18 protein-coding genes are annotated in these 17472 nt (G+C 46.6%); 5 read left to right on the top strand and 13 right to left on the bottom strand.

All coding sequences use genetic code 11. The annotated features are described in order from the left end of the window. Nucleotides 1-23: 23 nt before the first annotated feature. Nucleotides 24-1505, bottom strand: coding sequence for a cryptochrome/photolyase family protein (locus KNO61_RS09510; protein ID WP_214730244.1), 1482 nt, complete (start codon nt 1503-1505; stop codon nt 24-26). A gap of 64 nt (nt 1506-1569) precedes the next feature. Here KNO61_RS09510 and KNO61_RS09505 point away from each other — a divergent pair, with 64 nt between their 5' ends. Next, nucleotides 1570-2199: a class I SAM-dependent methyltransferase gene (locus tag KNO61_RS09505; RefSeq protein ID WP_214873052.1), complete on the top strand. Its 630-nt coding sequence runs from the start codon at nt 1570-1572 to the stop codon at nt 2197-2199. A 108-nt stretch (nt 2200-2307) separates the two neighbouring features. On the opposite strand, the gene KNO61_RS09500 is transcribed toward KNO61_RS09505, so the two are convergent. From KNO61_RS09500 to KNO61_RS09470, 7 genes are all read right to left on the bottom strand, one after another. Further along, the gene (locus tag KNO61_RS09500; protein WP_078147644.1) at nt 2308-3246 is read right to left on the bottom strand and encodes a sensor domain-containing diguanylate cyclase; all 939 of its coding nucleotides are present in this window, start codon (nt 3244-3246) and stop codon (nt 2308-2310) included. A gap of 146 nt (nt 3247-3392) precedes the next feature. After that, nucleotides 3393-3671 carry a hypothetical protein gene (locus KNO61_RS09495; protein WP_012727334.1) on the bottom strand — a complete coding sequence of 93 codons (279 nt, stop codon included), beginning with the start codon at nt 3669-3671 and terminating at the stop codon, nt 3393-3395. Nucleotides 3672-3729: 58 nt separating this feature from the next. After that, the gene (locus KNO61_RS09490; protein ID WP_214686248.1) at nt 3730-4779 is read right to left on the bottom strand and encodes a C45 family autoproteolytic acyltransferase/hydrolase; all 1050 of its coding nucleotides are present in this window, start codon (nt 4777-4779) and stop codon (nt 3730-3732) included. 63 nt (nt 4780-4842) lie between these two features. After that, nucleotides 4843-6579: a methyl-accepting chemotaxis protein gene (locus tag KNO61_RS09485; protein ID WP_214687540.1), complete on the bottom strand. Its 1737-nt coding sequence runs from the start codon at nt 6577-6579 to the stop codon at nt 4843-4845. A 97-nt stretch (nt 6580-6676) separates the two neighbouring features. Then, nucleotides 6677-7132 carry a hypothetical protein gene (locus KNO61_RS09480; RefSeq protein ID WP_012727337.1) on the bottom strand — a complete coding sequence of 152 codons (456 nt, stop codon included), beginning with the start codon at nt 7130-7132 and terminating at the stop codon, nt 6677-6679. A gap of 11 nt (nt 7133-7143) precedes the next feature. Then, nucleotides 7144-7566: a 3-hydroxyacyl-ACP dehydratase FabZ gene (gene fabZ / locus KNO61_RS09475; RefSeq protein WP_031422282.1), complete on the bottom strand. Its 423-nt coding sequence runs from the start codon at nt 7564-7566 to the stop codon at nt 7144-7146. Nucleotides 7567-7579: 13 nt separating this feature from the next. Continuing rightward, on the bottom strand, nt 7580-7840 hold the full coding sequence (locus tag KNO61_RS09470) for a DNA-directed RNA polymerase subunit beta (RefSeq protein ID WP_078147647.1): 261 nt from the start codon (nt 7838-7840) through the stop codon (nt 7580-7582). 197 nt (nt 7841-8037) lie between these two features. On the opposite strand from KNO61_RS09470, the gene mscL reads away from it, so the two are divergent. Further along, complete coding sequence (mscL, locus tag KNO61_RS09465) at nt 8038-8418, top strand: large conductance mechanosensitive channel protein MscL (protein WP_214687542.1); 381 nt, start codon at nt 8038-8040, stop codon at nt 8416-8418. Between the two features lie 16 nt (nt 8419-8434). Here mscL and KNO61_RS09460 read toward each other — a convergent pair whose 3' ends face one another. The 4 genes from KNO61_RS09460 to KNO61_RS09445 all read right to left on the bottom strand — a co-directional run bounded on the left by KNO61_RS09460 (nt 8435) and on the right by KNO61_RS09445 (nt 13219). Next, nucleotides 8435-9538, bottom strand: a complete 1104-nt coding sequence (locus KNO61_RS09460; RefSeq protein WP_214873050.1) for a glycerate kinase family protein — start codon at nt 9536-9538, stop codon at nt 8435-8437. A gap of 60 nt (nt 9539-9598) precedes the next feature. After that, entirely contained in the window at nt 9599-10381 is a 783-nt protein-coding gene (locus tag KNO61_RS09455; RefSeq protein WP_012727342.1) for a flagellar hook-basal body protein, read from the bottom strand. An 11-nt stretch (nt 10382-10392) separates the two neighbouring features. After that, nucleotides 10393-11166 (bottom strand): flagellar hook-basal body protein, encoded by a 774-nt coding sequence (locus tag KNO61_RS09450; RefSeq protein ID WP_214873048.1) that lies wholly within the window; start codon nt 11164-11166, stop codon nt 10393-10395. Nucleotides 11167-11263: 97 nt separating this feature from the next. Then, entirely contained in the window at nt 11264-13219 is a 1956-nt protein-coding gene (locus tag KNO61_RS09445; protein ID WP_214873046.1) for an ATP-binding protein, read from the bottom strand. A 186-nt stretch (nt 13220-13405) separates the two neighbouring features. Between KNO61_RS09445 and KNO61_RS09440 the strand changes: the two genes are divergently transcribed. After that, a complete protein-coding gene (locus KNO61_RS09440; RefSeq protein ID WP_078147652.1) occupies nt 13406-15187 on the top strand; it encodes a sensor histidine kinase in 1782 nt (593 codons plus the stop codon). Continuing rightward, nucleotides 15168-15947: a response regulator gene (locus KNO61_RS09435; RefSeq protein WP_214686045.1), complete on the top strand. Its 780-nt coding sequence runs from the start codon at nt 15168-15170 to the stop codon at nt 15945-15947. The genes KNO61_RS09440 and KNO61_RS09435 overlap by 20 nt, the downstream gene beginning before the upstream one ends. Nucleotides 15948-16010: 63 nt before the next feature. Here KNO61_RS09435 and KNO61_RS09430 read toward each other — a convergent pair whose 3' ends face one another. Continuing rightward, on the bottom strand, nt 16011-16772 hold the full coding sequence (locus tag KNO61_RS09430; RefSeq protein WP_214687549.1) for an SDR family oxidoreductase: 762 nt from the start codon (nt 16770-16772) through the stop codon (nt 16011-16013). A 188-nt stretch (nt 16773-16960) separates the two neighbouring features. Between KNO61_RS09430 and KNO61_RS09425 the strand changes: the two genes are divergently transcribed. Next, complete coding sequence (locus KNO61_RS09425; protein WP_214873043.1) at nt 16961-17467, top strand: hypothetical protein; 507 nt, start codon at nt 16961-16963, stop codon at nt 17465-17467. Nucleotides 17468-17472 lie beyond the last annotated feature (5 nt).

Here is a 17472-nt window from a genome sequence, read left to right as displayed (position 1 = left end):
GAAGAGAACGTAAAAAAACCGATTCACGGGGAGTCGGTCAATGTCTGTTCGGCTTTCGCTAAGATGTCGGCTTTCACGTCATTATCCCGTCCCTGCCAATTACGGACCATCATCTTCATCCGCTGGTTTTTCGAGAATCGTTCTTCGTGACGATCGATGAACCGCCAATAGAGGGCGTTGAACGGACAGGCGTCGTCTTCTGTTGTATGTTTTGGGTTGTATGGGCAATCCCGACAGTAGTCACTCATCCGGTCGATATATTTTCCGGAAGCGACATACGGTTTTGTGGCGAGCTTTCCGCCGTCCGCATGAAGAGCCATCCCGAGTACGTTCGGTAAGACGACCCAGTCATAGGCATCGATATACATCTCGTTAAACCAGTCGCTCGTCTGCTTCGGATTGATTTCAAACAATGTCGCATAGTTTCCGAGCACCATCAGTCGCTGGATATGATGATTGTGGGCATGTGCGACAACCGGTTTCAAACTTTGATGCAGACAGTTCAACTCCGTCTTCGCATCCCAGAAGAAGGACGGTAAGTCGCGTTCATGCTTGAACGTGTTCACGTCTTCATAACCGGGCATGACAGAAAGATAGACGGCGCGCATGTACTCTCGCCAACCGAGGATTTGCCGGACGAATCCTTCAATCGACGATAGCGGTGCATCCGCCTGACATGCCGCATCAACAACTTCTCGCGGTGTCAGTAAACCGATATTGATGGCAGCCGACAACAGGCTGTGTGACATCTCGGGTTCATCCGTCATCATCGCATCTTGATACGGACCGAACGTTTCAAGTCGTTCTTCTACGAACTGTTTTAGCGCACGTCTCGCCTCGGCATGTGTGACCGGCCAATGGAACGAGGTCACCTCCCCCGGATGTTCCGAGAACGTCGACTCGACTTTTTCGATAACGTCTTTCGTGATCGAATCTGGACGGAAATGGATGGCAGATGGAAACGATAGTCCTTCGTTCGGCGGTTTTCGGTTATCCGCATCAAACGACCATTTCCCGCCACGTGGCTTCCCCTCTTCGAGCAAGACATCGAATCGCTTCCGCATGTGACGATAAAAACGATCCATCCGCCACGGCTCATTCCCGAGCGTCTCGGTCGCTTCCTCTTTTGATAAGTAGAAGAGCGGGACATCCGTATGTTCGATCAGTTTATGCTTCTTCCCAAATTGTTTCAGTTTTTTCGCCATCGGTTCGTCCGTGACGGCGGTGACATGAATTTCGTCCGGAGTGTACTGTTTCACATGATTGTCCCATGCCTCTTGGAACGAATCCGCCTCATGATAATCCACGGTGTATCCTTTATCGCGCAATTCTTCAGCAAAGTGTCGCATCGCAGAGAAGATGAGGACGAGCTTTTGTTTATGGTACGGACGCCACGTCGCGCGCGACGTCGCCTCAATCATGACGATGACATCATCTTCTTTCATATCCTTCAGCATCGCAAGTTCGTGCGAGAGTTGGTTGCCGAGTATCCAAAATGAACGCATGTTGTTGACTCCTTTGTCTCATCGATGTGCTACAATCGAGCTACTTTCGAAGTGAGGTGATGATGTGTTACCACAAGTGCTACTGAAATGGATTGACAGTCAATACGAGAATCCAAGGGGTCCCGTCGGAAAGTATATCGGGGAAAAGATGGTACGCCAACACCGGGTCGAAGTCGAATGGACGATTGAACAGTTAGACATTCAACCTGGTACAACCGTTCTAGAGCTCGGGTGCGGGGCCGGCGATGCGATGGCAACCATCCTTCAACGACATCCTGACGTACATGTCATGGGTATCGACCGATCTAAAACAATCATCGATTCAGCAAGACAGCGCAATCAGGCTTCGATTCATACAAAACGGGCCAACTTGATCCAAGGAGATTTGCATCAGCTCGAGGTGACGGACGCATCCATCGATCACGTGTTCAGCATTCACACACTATATTTCTGGAGAGATGTCACGACCGTTCTGTCTGAAATCGAACGCGTCTTGAAACCGAATGGCACCTTTGTCATCACCTACTGTGACGGGAAAGGTGATGTCGAATGGAACGACATCTCCGAGATGGTTCGGAATCAATTCATCCCCGCGGCGGTGAACCTCGGATTCAAGGACGTATCGGTACAACGTGGACCGGACTCCCGTGATTATCATACGGTCGCCGTTACGGGATGCACACCGAACTCTTAATCACTACCCGTTTTTCATTCGATCCTTTCACGCCAATCGGTTCGTTGGTGCTGAATGCGAAAACAGAAGGCTAAACCAATCGCAATCCATCGGTTTAGCCTTCTGACGTTATTTATAAAACTTGTACGTGTTCTTCCCGCTCGATTTAGATTGATACAGTGCAATGTCTGCCTCTTTCAATAATCGACCGAGGTCCGCCTGTTCGTCGGAATCATATTGAGCGATGCCAATGCTCGCTGATAACGGGAGATGGTCGTCCCATTCTTTCAATACATACAAGATCTGTTCAGCATACCCAATGACAGTCTTTTTGGATAACGCATGTGCGATTTTAATAAGGAATTCATCCCCACCTAAACGATACACTCTCGAATCAGGTATCGGCTCCATCAAACGTCTCAGACGAAGCGCCACTTCTTTCAAGACGAGGTCCCCTTCATCATGACCGAATGTGTCATTCACCCATTTGAACCCATCTAAATCAATTAAAAACAGTGCCCCACCTTGATTCGGATTCGTCTCAAAATAGTTAGACAAGTAATGTCGGTTATAAAGATCCGTCAATTCATCCCGTGAGGCACGACGTTCAAGTTCTAAATAGTAACTGAACATACGAACCACGCGCTTCAACAAGCGGACACTTTTTGAATCGTACTGGGCGCTTTTATGATTGGCGACACAGAGCGTACCGAAAATATCCCCGTTCTTCGTCAGAATCGGGATTCCCAAATACGACTTGATGTTCACTTCGCGCAGTAATGACTGAAGTCGCGTCGATTCAATCTGCGATTCGATGTCTTCATACATCAAAACTTCTCGTTGATTGAAATCGATTCGATTACATACCGTATCCTTCAAATCAAAGGACATGCCTTCTTCAAGTAGGATAGGAGAATCTTGTGAGGATAGTTTGAGTATATGTTGGGTGTCATTCTCAATTGACGTGAGATAGACTAGTTTATCTGGTACTATTTCTTTTGCTAACTCAATCAAGTCAATCGCTAGCTCATCAAAATTCCGATACATTTGAAACTCATATGAGTGCATATGGCACCTCCACTCGAAAAAAATCATCCATACTCATTATATCGAACTCTTCAACCGTTTCCTTTACTTACATTGAACAACATAAAAAAATACCTCGGACGTCGGATTGGATTCCCTACGTCATGAGGCATTTCATATAATCAGACTCATCCTCGACTCTTTCGCGTCAACGTCAATCCACCAAATCCACTGATGACAGCGATGTAAAATCCTAAATCATAGAACCAGCCGGTATTGTTCACTTCATACACACGATATGTGTCATTGAATAATCCTAAAATGAGTGAGATCGGTGCAATCCATCCGTGCCAAATACCCCAGAAAAAACCTGCCGGATCCGTCGTGTACGTCCCGTCACCCGGAACACAACCTCCGAGTAGTGTAACAAGTGTCAGCATGATGAGTATGATTCCAAATCGTTTCATCTTTCATCCCTCCTATAATGGGTATTCCCGTTTCTCCTAAAAAAAGCACTGACAAACGTCAGCGCCAAAGTTGAACCGTATTCGCAAACTCGATATCTGTCGCCAATTCACCGTCAAGTGCATGAAGATCGAAATCTTCCCCATCGAGCCATTTTTGGAAGTCGAAGATGACCGGGTCACGGTCTCCACCGAGCGCAAACCAGGTCTCGAGCGTTTCAGGGAAATAAGCAGCCGTATGAATCGTTCCCGCCCAACTCCTGTACAATTCTGAAAAGACGCCCTTGTCGGTGTCGTTCATGAGACGGAATGCGCTCTCCGCATCTTGAATCAAGTGTTGCACGACTTTGATTTCCATCATGCGACGAGTCGAATCATCAAGATGATAGCGATTCTCGTGTTGGAGTAGTTCAAAATGGTTCGTACAGATATTCGATTCCCGTACTTGGATGTCTCGAGGCGTCGCCTCGATTACACGTGTTTTCGATGATTTGTCATGGACGACGTATGTGAATGACCCGCGATGCGGAATCTCTTTTAATAAATCGACTGCTTCTTCCACCGTCGCACATGTTTCTAGAATGATTCGTCCAATCATTTGACAGACAAATCCGTCCCCGGGTCGACGACGATTGATGAAATTGTAGCCCATGGCAAGTCCTTTTTCATTCATTCCGTCCATACGTCCGGTGACACGAGAGACCGGTCCGATGACCGCATACCCGTCATCCGGTTGAAAGACGTTGTATCGACCGTCATACGTCATCGGGTGATAATCGTAATTCCGAACGAGAAAGTTATCCCCCGTCAAAATCGAACAGCCGCTGATTGGATTGTTGACTCGAAAATGTCCGAAATGAAGTAACGTGTCATTGAGCGACAGCTTCAGCTCATCTTGTAACCCAATCAACTCCTCCCAAATCTTTGGAGCAAATTCATCGAAGGCAGCCTTCGCCTCAGTCGCATCAATCTCAAATCGCGGAACGCGTAGTTTCCACTGATCCGTCCGATTTTCGAGCAATTGACTGCGCTTAATATATTTTCCTTGAAATCGTCCGAAGTCATAATGACTTCCCCGAAACTGTGTCAGTTCACTAGAGAATTGTTGCATGAAAAAACCTCCCTTGCGCCCATTATAGCGGACGCACGAGAGGTCTGTCTGAAGTGAGACTGTTTATAACTTGAACTGTTGACTCATTCGTTGCATGTCCTCTGCCGTGCTCGACAAATCTTTTACGAGACGATTCATCGTCTCACTCGTCGCCGACATCTGTTCCGTCGAAGCAGCCACTTCCTCATTTCCGGCCGTACTTTCTTCTGAAATCGAAGCAATTTCAGACAGTCCATGTTGAATGTGATCCTGGTTCGTCTTCACTCGATCGAGTTGGCCACGCATCGAACTCGTCAACTGTTGCATGTGACGAACGCTCTGTTCGATTTCAGTGAATGCAAGCTTCGTCGATTCAAGTGTCGCTTTCCCTTCCTCTGCAGCCGTCATGCTCTCTGTAAAGGTTTGACCGAGCGCAATCGAGTTTTGTTTGACGCTTCCGACGATTTCCGAAATTTCACTGACAGACTCAGCGACACTATCCGAAAGTTTCCGAATCTCCGAGGCGACGACGGCAAACCCTTTTCCGTGTTCACCGGCCCGAGCCGCTTCAATCGCTGCATTGAGTGCAAGCAAGTTTGTCTGTTGTGAAATTTGACGAATCATCGTGACCAGTTCCGTCACCTCGTCCGCTTGTTGTTCAAAGTCGCGGACTTGTCCTTGTGATGTTTTTACTTGCGCATGAATGTGAGTCATTTGATTGACGGCACTCTCCATGTAACGTAGACCATCCATCGTCACCCGACTGACGACTTCCGCCTGTTCACTCACTTGTTCTCCGTCTGATGTCGTTTGCTCGACAAGTGTCGAAAATTCATTCATATGTCCGTAAAGACGCATCGTCAAGACACTTTGATTCTCAACACCGCTTGCGATTTCTTCCATCGTATAGGCAATTTGGCGAGAGGCATCATTTACCTCTTCTGAGATACCTGAAACGTTGCCACTCTCATCCCGTACCGTCTGTGCCGACGTTTGAATGCCGGAAATCAAATCTTTTAACATATGTGTCATCTTCTCCATCGACACCGTCAGACGTTTGATTTCGTCATTAGATTTTAACTTAATACCTTCAACCGCAGTCGTCGCTGTCGCCAAATCACCTTCAGCAATGGATGTGGCCACACGCTCTAATGCTTGGAGCGGACGCAATTTCCAGCCAAGATAACGCCAGATGATGATTCCCGAAACGACAAGGAGCACGAGTAAACCGATTAAGATTGGAACTAGACTCTCTTTTAAGACATCTCCTGTAATCGCGGAGACCTCAGTAGCAGCTTTATCAATTCCGAGTACCCCAACTACCTCGTTCCCTTGTTTAATCGGGACAAGCACCGTCACATACTTCCCGTACTTCGGATCATCGATGACATCGGTTGCGACGGTCTCACCTTGGAATGCGGGCTTTGCTCCTTCATACGTCATCGCTGTAGTCGGAGAACCGATTTCTGCGGCATCTGCCTCGTTCAAACCATCTACGATGATTTGGACTTCCTCGCCCTCTGTGGCAATCGTGTAGACATACATCGCACCGATTTGCTGACGATATGCATCTAAGTATTCACGAAACTGCTCATACTGCTCATTTTTTGACGGATTCGCTACGAAGGATGCATAGGCATCGACATCCAACGATTTCCTAATCCGTTCACCATCTTCAATTAACGTCGCATGTAACGTACTGAGTACGGAATGCTTCGTACTGAAGTATTGCACTACTCCAAACAAAATGATGAGCAACGTGACGAAGACTAACATTGATGCTAGAATGCGCGTCTGTAACGACTGTGATTTCTGTTTCATCTCAAAATTCCTCCATTCTCTCCTTACTCTTTTTATCGGATAGAATAGATTTATCTCCACAAAAAAACAGGCGATTTTCGACAACATCGCCTGTTTCTTATTCACCATTTGTCGAATTAATGACTTCGAGTGGTATCGTGACTTCCGATTCACCTTCTTCAACGAGATGGAAGAGTGGAAGTGTCTCTGATACGAACAGATCCGGGTCTACGTCCGTCTGATACTCATACGTCCGAATATCCTCTTCACGCTCTGCAATCAGTTCACCAAATGGAATCGCAACGCGTTCGCCTTCGACCTCATAACTCATGACCGTCGTCGGATCAAGACGACGATTTTCGAGCATTCGAATCGTGAAGAGCATCGTCGTGTTATTCGTTCGTTCAAGAGAAACGGCGATTGCATCGGACTGTCCTGCACGTTTATCAATCATCGTTTCATCCACATTTTGCTCGTAAACGACGTTCTCTTCACTCGACTCTTCTGTCTGGAGCTGCTGACAACCCACAATCGTCATCAAGCCAACTAATAATACAATGACTAAAGCACGCATCCCATTTCTCCTTACTTCAAGGCGAAAGTGAGTTCTGCTTCACAAGCAACTTCTCCGTCGACCGTGGCCACGGCACGTCCTTTACCGATTGGTCCACGAATTTTCATGATTTCTACCTCGAGGCGAAGTTGATCACCCGGGACGACTTGGCGTTTGAAACGGCAGTTGTCAATCCCTGCAAAAAAGGCGAGCTTGCCTCGATTCGATTCGTCTTTCAACATTGCAAAAGCACCGACTTGTGCGAGTGCTTCAACAATCAAGACACCTGGCATGACATTATAGTCTGGGAAATGCCCGTTAAAGAACTCTTCATTCGCCGTGACATTTTTTAATCCAACAGCACGCTTCTTTTCCTCGACTTCGATAATTCGATCAATTAACAGAAACGGGTATCTGTGTGGGATTACTTCTTTGATTTGCTCAATTGTATACATCCATCCACCGCCTTTAAGAGGTTAGCCAAAAATCGGTGATATGGCGCCAGGTCTCGATGTCAAATACATCTTTCCAATCGCCTCCGCCAATGACGCTATATCCGATGACCGCTCCGAGGGCGAGCATCGCGATTGCCAACACTAAAACAACGAGCACGCGCAGTAAAATCGGGAATCGACGATGATTCGATAATCGCGATTGCTTTGTCTGCTTCGTCTCTTGTTCTGGTGAACCTTTTTGTTCTTCCGAACTCGTCTGTTCATCGTTCGACACGTCCAACCATCCTTTCAGCTAAAATGATTATATCATATTAGTACCTGGTATTAAAATGCGTAAATTGCTACCTTTTTAGTGTACCCTATGCAGAAAAGTCGAACAAGCATCCTTCCCTTATAGAAGTCGAACGATTTATTTATTTCTTCCTTTCAAATATGCTACGCTTAAATTATTCAACGTCAGGAGGTTTGTTTATGTGGAAAGAATTTAAAAAATTCGCGATGCGTGGGAATGTCATCGACTTGGCGATTGCTGTCGTACTTGGTGCAGCGTTCACTGCCATCGTGAACTCACTCGTCAATGATATCTTTATGCCGCTTCTCGGAATCATTATTGGAGGAATCGATTTTTCTGGCTTAAAAGCAAGTGTACTCGGAGTGGATGTGTTATATGGCAATTTTATTCAACAGATTGTGTCCTTCTTCTTGATCGCCATCGCCCTCTTCTTGGTTGTCAAAGTCATCAATCGTTTACAGCGTGAAAAAGAAGTGGAGGAAGCTGCTATTCCGACCCCAACGAAAGAAGAGCAACTGTTGACAGAGATTCGTGATCTGCTAAAAGATCGTTCTTTATGAATGCGAAGGCGCCCGACTACTGTCGTGGCGCCTTTTCAATGACATGACGCACGCGTTGGACCGCATTCGTCAATAGTGGAGCTGCTTCCCAAATCGCTTCTTCTAACGTCATGATTCGAGACACGATCGGAAAAATGGCGACGATGCCGGACTCCATATGCGATGTGTAATCGGACTGTCCGGTGAAGACGAGGGTCGGGACCCCATGCGTATTCGCAAGGCGTGCCAACCCATACGGTGCCTTTCCCTCAAAGCTTTGCGCGTCAAATTTACCCTCTCCTGTAATCAGCCAATCTGCTTTTTCTAACTGTTCTTCGAGCTTAGACCAACTGACCACTTCTTCGACGCCACTCACGTAGATTGCACCAAGCTGCAATAGCGCAAAGCCGATGCCGCCAGCCGCCCCTGCTCCAGGAAGTGCTCTTCTATCTACTTCAAAACAGTTCGCGTAGTGATCCAGGATCCGGTCATATCGCTTCACTACATCTGCCGCCAATCCTTTCTGGGGTCCAAACACATAGGCTGCTCCGCTTCCACCAATCAATGGGTTCTGTACATCGGAAGACATTCTCCATACGACCTCACGCGCACGCGGATGAAGACCGGACCAATCAATTGATACCACTTCTTCTACTCGATGGGGGATGGTCGATAGCACAGCACCGTTCGCATCAAGAAAACGAACACCTAACGCCTCAAGCAATCCTTTTCCACCATCCATCGTCCCGCTCCCTCCGAGCCCGATGGTGATGATCCTCGCCCCACGCTCTAGCGCTTGAACGATCTGTTGACCGACTCCGACTGAACTGTAGCGCCACGGATCGACATGAGCGAGGAGTGTCAATCCTGCTGTTTCCGCCACTTCGATTACCGCGTGCCTCGTTGACGGCTCGAAACCAAAACGTGCAACGCGTCGTGTCCCGTCCAAACACATGACGCTTTCTTCTATAATGGTCCCATCCGCATGTGTCGCAATCCAAGCATCCAAAAAACCTTCTCCTCCGTCAGAGATCGGTATGATGGTGACCTCATGCCCTTCAAGCGCACGAAGGACCGCTTGATTTGCTTCCATACTCGAAAGTGAGCCTTTGAATGAATCCATCGCGACTACAATCCGCATTGATGCTTCTCCCCCTTTGTCTATAAAAAAACCGCTTCTCGGCTCGAGAAGCGGTAGGCGTTATGGACGTAACGCCGTGACAAGCCCCATCATCTGATCGCTCATCGACATCGCCCGTGAGTTCATTTGATATGCTCGTTGTGTGATTGTCATATCAGTCATCTCTTTCGTCAAATCAACGTTCGATGACTCGAGTGTCCCTTCAATCAATAGATTTCCGAGTGGACGATCGACTTCGGTCTCCAAATCCGCTGCGAACACGTTATCTCCGAGCGGACGTAATTCCGACGTATTGCGGACTTCTACGATGTCGAGACGTCCGAATTCTTGTTCAACGCCATTCACACTCGCAACGACCACACCGTCTTGACGAATGCGCTGATTCGTCGCATCGTTCGGCATCGTGATTGGATTACCGTCATCTCCAAGAAGCGGATTCCCGTTCACATCAACGAGCGTCGTCTCGTCACCGACTGACAATTGCATGTTTCCACTTCGAGTCACCCCGACACCGTTCGGCGTGTCCACGACAAAAAATTGACGGCTCGCCTTTAAAAAGACGTCCAATCCACGATCTGTCGTACGTACTTGTCCGATATTGAACTGCTGTGTAATATCGGCGACATGTCCCCCGACTCCAATCCGAATCCCGTTCGGTGTGTCTCGACCGACTTCGAATTCAGGACGCGGTTGGTTGTTATACGCCTGCGACAATAGCGAAGCAAAATGCCCCTGTTGACGCTTAAAGCCGACCGTATCGACGTTTGCGATATTGTGACCTGTCACATCTAATTGACGCTGAAGTTGAGACAGAGAGTTGACCGAGTTATAAATGGACTGCATGGTGTTCCTCCTTAACGAATACGAGCGATTTCGATTGCTCGCTCGGCACTTTTATCATACGCTTGGACGACCTTTTGATTCGCCTCAAACTGACGATACGTCATCATCAAGTCTGCCATCGTCTGGTCGAGGTTGACGTTCGCTTCTTCAATAAATCCTTGTAGTACTTCGACCTGGGCCGGCGCCGGGGCATCACCCGTCACACGCCAGTCATTGCCGACTTGTTCAAGAGTCGTCAAGTCATCGATTTGGTAGGCACCAAGAGTCGCCACGTTTTGTCCAAGCGATGTGATGACACCATCTTTCCCTACTTGAAACTCGCTCGATGGCAGTTGGATTCGTTCCCCTTCATCAGAAAGGATATATCCGCCGTCCGCAGAACGAAGGAAGAGCGCCTCATCGATCGAGAAGCGTCCATTTGTCGTATACAACGTCTCGCCGCCTTGTTCGACCGCAAACATCGGGGCTCCCGCAAAATTAGTAGGTGCCTTTAAATACAGGTCGGTCGGGCTACCGGATTCTGTGATACTTCCAGCTGAGAAACGGGGCATTGTTTCTTGAAGATAGACGCCCATTGATAGGGTACCTACTTCTCCCTTCACGCGCGATTTCGCGTTATCCGGATTGCTGACTTGTGCAAGAAGCATCTCCGGAAACGAACGTACCACGCCATCAGACGCTTTGAAGCCTGGTGTTCTCACGTTACCAAGGTTGTTGCTCAAAATCTCTTGTTGGCGCTGCAGGGCATTCATCGCTCCCGCTGCTGTATATAATCCGCGTAGCATAATCGTCTTCCTTTCATCCTATAACATGATTCACTCTCTATATCGTACCAAACGAGCGTGACATTCACCGTTTTTTCAAAAAAGTTCATCCCATAAATTAGGATGAACTCTCTTCATTGACATGGTCGACCATCGGTAACTCAACAATCATCGTCGTTCCTTCTCCTAGTTGAGATTGAACAGAGATGGTACCACCGTGCAGTTGAACGATCTCTTTACAGATCGCTAAACCTAAGCCGGTTCCACCGATGCGTTTACTTTCTTCCGAGGCCGAACGATAAAATTTATCAAAGATTCGCGTCGCATCTTCTTCCGAAATACCTAATCCTTCGTCCGATATCCCGATTTGAATCGTGTCACCCTCACACGTGACATCAACCGTCACATTCCCACCGTTCGGTGAATATTTGATGGCATTGTTCAGGATGTTTGAGAAGACTTGACGTAATTGGGCCGGATCTCCTGCGACAAATAACGATTCGTCACAATCAAAGTGGAAGAAATGATGCTCCGTCGATCCTGCATGGATTTCGAGTAGATCTGATAATAAATCATATAGACTCTCTACTTTAAAGTCTGGTACGCTCATACCCGCCTCCATTTTTTGAACATCTAGCAAGTCACTCACGAGACGTTCGAGCCGCTTTGTCTCACTCGCAATCATGTCTAAATAGCGCTCTCGCTTCGTGTTTTCCAATTGACGCCTTTTGAGCAGTTCTGAAAAACCGAGAATCGAGGTAAGGGGCGTCCGAAGCTCATGGGATACTGTCGCCACAAGTTCTGTCTTCAAGCGATTGATTTCTGTTTCCTGGGTAATATCTCGTGAGACGAAGATGACACCCACGCGTTCATTTTGCAGATCAATCGGTTCGGCGTACATGCGAATCGTTTTCTGACCTTCCTGCATCGTATACGTATACGTTTCATCGAATATACCTTCTTCTTTTGCACGTTTTGTGAATTGATTCAACCTCTCCGGATCGTCAATCTGGTTCATGAACATCGGATAGTACATCGCAATCGGGTATAGACTGCCCCGTTCCGTTGATGGAAGTGGATGCTCATACAAGTCAAAGAGTGCACTATTCACGAATCGTTCATTCGTCTCGAGTTCCGTATAGACGATAGAATCGCGCATCGTGTGCAAAATTCGAGCGGTCTTCTCTCGTTCACGATCGACTTGATCTTGTTGGGTCCGAAGTGAGGTCGCCATCTCATTAAACGCTTTCGACAACTGTCCGACTTCGTTTTGTAGCGGTTTAATCGGGATGAGTGTCGCGCTCGGGTTGCTCGCGAGACGCTCACTGTTTACCATCAGCGTCTGCAGTTGATTGGTCAACCTTAAAATATATGGCTGCAACCCGACAAACAATATGAACAATGCCCCGAGTAGAATCAAAAGCCACATCCATTGGGCTTTCACTAACTGTTTTGACAGCGCATCTCGCAATTCACTTTCTTGAAAATCAAGATTTTGTCGATAGTCGGTAAAGACCGACTCCATATCGACGATGCTCGCACTCATATCGGCAGCACTACTTGAGTTCAGTTTAAATCGTGTCTGAGTCGATGTTTCATTTTTCGGCATGAATTGCCCTACGGTGCGCATCTGCAGGAACGATTCATCGATTTCTCCTGCCTGCTTCGCAATCACATACTGCTCAAGTGCCGGCATGACGCGTGTCGTATAGATCGAGAAGAGAAGTCTCGCATCCTCTGCGAACTGTACTTCTTCCACGTTTCTTGCCTGTTCTTCGAACCATGTCGTTTGCTCGTCGATATTCGTTTGAGCTGTTCTTACTTCTTCTAATAGCGCACGTTCTCCTAACAGGACGTGCCCTCGTAATTCATATTGCATCGATTGCCACGTTTCAAACAGATCTGTCGCCCGTGCACGTTGCTCACTAATTCGTTCTAATTTTACGGTCGTCTCTTGAATCGATTGCTGTGTATAAAAATAGGTCCCAATCGATGTGAGTGTCACTAAGGCAATCAATATATAAAAAATCGTCATAACTTGTCGACTAATGCGTTGTTCAATCCAACGTTTCATGGAATGCCTTCTTCCTTCACTCTTAGAATGCCTCACTTCGTACGGTGAATGACTTTTTCTGTTCAAACAAAAAAAGTTCGGGTACGATGATGAGACGGAGAGTCACTTCAAAAATTCATTCACCTATTAGGAAGAATAACGGAATGACCTCACAAGAAACTCACAAAGATTGAAGGGAATGTGCTCATGACGCGTAATCGAATGACGTTTATCTTCATCCTTGTGTTGTTGGTTGGTGTCAGTCTCACTTTATTGATTCGACATCAGTCGATCAATCCGATCGTCACCGTTAACAAGGGCGAAGCTTCTCTTCTCTCTTCTACTGTCGACGAAGAGATTTTGCGACTAGACGGCTCATGGCGCTATGAGTCAGGGATTGTCACCCAAGTTGATCGCCGCTCCTATCGAACCATTCCGTTTACAACCCCTTATCGTGAATCCACCTATGAACTCGATCTCGCGTTGCCGAACGGTACGTATGCCTTGCTCATTCCAAAGTCCCTCTCCTCTTCTACGATTTTGATAGATGGGAAAATGGTTGAAACGGTACAAATTGGAAACAATCGTCTCGTCGAGCAGCCGTCTCTGCTCTTGCTCGATGATGAAACAAAACAATTCCGACTGACGATTCAACATGAACGACAGGCAGGTAATTTTGCACCCATCGAAGAAAGTATATTAGTCGGACCGTTACATGCCATCATGACCACTCAAAACGCTTATGCCGGCTACGAATTTTTCATATTGCTCATTTCACTTTTGATTGCCATGTTCTATGCCATCGTCTATCTCTTTCACCGAAATGAACGCTTGTACGGTTTCGGGACAGCTTTCTTTTTGTTGACGAGTTTTTCCATCATGTCCCGAGATGGCATGTGGATCTCGGGTAGTGATAAGTTGACGTTGAGTTTAGCCTTACTGAGCATCATCATGTTGATTGAGTTTTCAAGATGTTTGGAACGTGTGTCGTTTGACCGGTTTTTGGCCATTTCGAGGTACCCGTTGTACGGATTGACTGGTTTAGCCATCCTCTTGCCCGCTTCCGTTTACGAGGTGTTCGAATATTTTGTATGGATGATCGTTCTATTCATCACGTTCTTTTGGGTCGGCTTGAACATCGGATGGCTCCTTGAAAAGTATAAGACCGGCAATCCGCTCGAATTACTAACTTTCACACTCGCCCAACTCGTCGGGTATATCGGAATCATGACGTCAACGTTCATCGTTTCGCCCAATCAGCAGCTGTACGCCAATACGTTTACCATCATTTATTTCCTATTGATGTTTTTACTTCTACCGATTCACTTGTCTACCGACAAAAGAAAAAAACAACAAGTCGAAGTGTTGGCTTCCCAGCATGAGTTGTCCTTCTTCAACGCTCAAATCAAACCTCACTTCCTTTACAATACGTTCGGGAATGTGATTGCACTCTGTTACACGTCTCCACCCGATGCGGCTCGTCTACTCAGTCACTTAAGCACTTACGTCCGCTTCATTTTTGAAAATGGTCGAACCGAAAACGAGATATCGATTCGCCAAGAAGTCGATATGATTGACTCGTATCTCGCCATTGAACAGACGCGATTCCGTGATTCGTTCTACGTCGAGAAAAAAATTGATGAATCTCTTCTCGACTGTTCGATTCCACCTTTATTAATTCAACCACTCGTTGAAAATGCCGTGCGACATGGCCTCTATCGACACCCAGGACAAAAGCGATTGACACTTTCTATCCAGGAACGAAACGGAATGATTGAGATTTATGTTCAAGATACAGGGAGTGGTTTTGATCCAAACGTATCAAACAAAACATCTGGGATTGGGATTTGCAATATTAAAAGTCGAATCGAACACCTTCATGGTGCAACGTTTGACTTAGCTTCCACTTTGAAAAAAGGCACCACCATTCACCTGCGTTTACCAAAACAGGAAAGGACGAATCATTTAGATGCGTACGATTTTAATTGAAGATGAACATCATATTTTAGGGATGATGGAGCGGATTGTAAAAGAAGAGCCGTCTCTTGAGTGGGTTGGTTCATTCCAAAGTCCGGTTCAAGCTCTCACTTTTATTCAAGAGCACCCGGTAGACCTTGTCTTTTTAGATATCGAGATGCCTGAAATGACGGGGCTCGAATTGGCGACCTATTTGCCAGAACGGACACAAGTCGTCTTCACGACCGCCCATCAACAGTATGCCGTTGAAGCGTTCAATTTGCATGCCACGCATTACTTGTTGAAGCCCATCACAGAGCAGATGATTCATAACGTCATTCCGCGTATCATCCAGCGCTATGAGGCGATTCAACAAAAGAATCTCAATCAATCTTGTCGCATACAATTTCTAGATCGTTTTTCGGTACGAACACAAGATGGAAATCTTGTGAAGTGGCCAACACAAAAAACAGAAGAGTTATTTGCCTTCTTAGTTTTTCATCGTAAGCAGGTCATTAATAAGTGGGTACTTGCCGAAACCCTTTACCCGGACATCGATGAACCACAACGCGCCTTACACAACGTATACAACACGATTTATCGATTGAAAAAGACGTTAGCTGAACATGAACTCGATATAACTGTTAATACAATAAATAATGGCTATTCGATCGAACTTGGTGATTCCTGTGCCTGTGATTATTATGATTGGCTTGATGCACCAAATCCTTCAATTTCTAAAACAGACTTAAAAAATCGTTTATTTGTTGATAAAGACTATACATGGCATTGAAAAAGACATCTCACACTTAAAGTGAGATGCCTTCTTTTTATTGTATCCATCGAACGTTCTCTATTAGCGCCCAGTAAACCCTCCGTCAACGTGAAGATGTTGGCCATTCACCCATGCGCCGTCTGGGCCCATCAAGAAAGCGACGAAGCGAGCCGTATCTTCAGGCGTCCCCATTCGCTTATAAGGAAATAATGGTAGCAAGTGTTCGCGAAGTTCGTCATTGATCCAACCCGTATCCGTCGGTCCCGGATCGAGAGCATTCACCGAAATGCCGTATTCTCCTAATCCATTCGCCAACGCAGGTGTGATGGCAATCAATGCACCTTTCGTTGCGATGTAGGCCAGGTTATTCGCATCCGGTCCCCCCGATACGAAGAACAGGATTCGCCCATCTTGATGTCCCGCTTGTTTATAGCGCTCAATAAACGCAAAGGTGAGTCCGAGTGTCCCTTCGTTATTCACCAGGTAATGTTTTCTCAATACGTCGGTTGTAAAGTTCTCAACGTTGACATGTCGCTCATAGGTCGCGTTATGAATCAGCCTGCTCGGAATCCCGAGCTTGGCTTCAATCCGATTAAGTAGCCCGACTTCGTCACCCGAGGCTAGGTCATACGCCTCATGTTCGACACGGGCACCCTGTTCGGTCAACTCTTGAACGAATCGTTCGATGAAGTCTCTCTCTTCCCCGATTCCGTCGGTCGCGTCAAACGGACTCCAGTGTGTCAAATAAAGGTTGTGCCCTTCATGTGCTAGTTTTCGTGCAATCGCAGCTCCGATGCCTTGATGGCGGCTGACGCCCGTAATGAGTGTAAGTGGTTTGTTCATGATGTCCTCCGATTCTATTTGATTATTCTGTTCAGTCTATTAGTGAATCGGCGCCATCATGATTCCCCTCACATTGATTAATGATTTCATTATATACAATTTTTCCCACGAATGACCTATATATTCGTATCCTCTTTAGATATGATGGACATATATGATTCATCACATCGGTATTGGGAGGCGCTTATTTGAAAAAGTTGATCATAACGACATTTTGTACATGGATATTGAGTGCTTTGCTCTATGCTGCCTTGACGGATGAATCATTTGTCACGCTTACCCAATCCGTCGACGTCAATCAGAACGTGTTGGAGCGATACTTGACAACTCAAGTCATGTCTCCTAATTTCGGTGGGGATGTTTATGCCAGCTGTCAAATCCTCGGGACGAGTACGACTCGACAGGAAGTGTATGTATGGGTGCTTCTACAAGAATATTATCCTAACCATCAACAACTTGAGCGAGGGACCGGAATATCTGCTCCAATCGTCTTACACATTGACCATTCCTCAGGAGTCTCTCGGATTGTCAATCATACGTTACCTCGAGATGGCTCATATTATCCTGGCGACTTACATACCCTATTCCCATTACATATTTCTATCGGCTTAATGTCTCACCCAACAGGACTTACCAACCGTCTCCAACGTCAACTTGAATCAGAGTTACCCCTTCCTGTTTCAAATACATATTGAAAGGA

This window comes from Exiguobacterium sp. s140, from assembly GCF_018617035.1.
Classification (GTDB): domain Bacteria; phylum Bacillota; class Bacilli; order Exiguobacteriales; family Exiguobacteriaceae; genus Exiguobacterium; species Exiguobacterium profundum.
Note: the sequence above shows the minus strand (reverse complement) of the source record. Positions and strands in the feature narration are given on the sequence as shown.

Coding starts and splice junctions, on each gene's coding strand:
- KNO61_RS09510 (WP_214730244.1), bottom strand. CDS start 1,505: ATGCGTTCATTTTGGATACTCGGCAACCAACTCTCGCACGAACTTGCG.
- KNO61_RS09500 (WP_078147644.1), bottom strand. CDS start 3,246: ATGCACTCATATGAGTTTCAAATGTATCGGAATTTTGATGAGCTAGCG.
- KNO61_RS09495 (WP_012727334.1), bottom strand. CDS start 3,671: ATGAAACGATTTGGAATCATACTCATCATGCTGACACTTGTTACACTA.
- KNO61_RS09490 (WP_214686248.1), bottom strand. CDS start 4,779: ATGCAACAATTCTCTAGTGAACTGACACAGTTTCGGGGAAGTCATTAT.
- KNO61_RS09485 (WP_214687540.1), bottom strand. CDS start 6,579: ATGAAACAGAAATCACAGTCGTTACAGACGCGCATTCTAGCATCAATG.
- KNO61_RS09480 (WP_012727337.1), bottom strand. CDS start 7,132: ATGCGTGCTTTAGTCATTGTATTATTAGTTGGCTTGATGACGATTGTG.
- fabZ (WP_031422282.1), bottom strand. CDS start 7,566: ATGTATACAATTGAGCAAATCAAAGAAGTAATCCCACACAGATACCCG.
- mscL (WP_214687542.1), top strand. CDS start 8,038: ATGTGGAAAGAATTTAAAAAATTCGCGATGCGTGGGAATGTCATCGAC.
- KNO61_RS09460 (WP_214873050.1), bottom strand. CDS start 9,538: ATGCGGATTGTAGTCGCGATGGATTCATTCAAAGGCTCACTTTCGAGT.
- KNO61_RS09455 (WP_012727342.1), bottom strand. CDS start 10,381: ATGCAGTCCATTTATAACTCGGTCAACTCTCTGTCTCAACTTCAGCGT.
- KNO61_RS09450 (WP_214873048.1), bottom strand. CDS start 11,166: ATGCTACGCGGATTATATACAGCAGCGGGAGCGATGAATGCCCTGCAG.
- KNO61_RS09445 (WP_214873046.1), bottom strand. CDS start 13,219: ATGAAACGTTGGATTGAACAACGCATTAGTCGACAAGTTATGACGATT.
- KNO61_RS09440 (WP_078147652.1), top strand. CDS start 13,406: ATGACGCGTAATCGAATGACGTTTATCTTCATCCTTGTGTTGTTGGTT.
- KNO61_RS09435 (WP_214686045.1), top strand. CDS start 15,168: ATGCGTACGATTTTAATTGAAGATGAACATCATATTTTAGGGATGATG.
- KNO61_RS09430 (WP_214687549.1), bottom strand. CDS start 16,772: ATGAACAAACCACTTACACTCATTACGGGCGTCAGCCGCCATCAAGGC.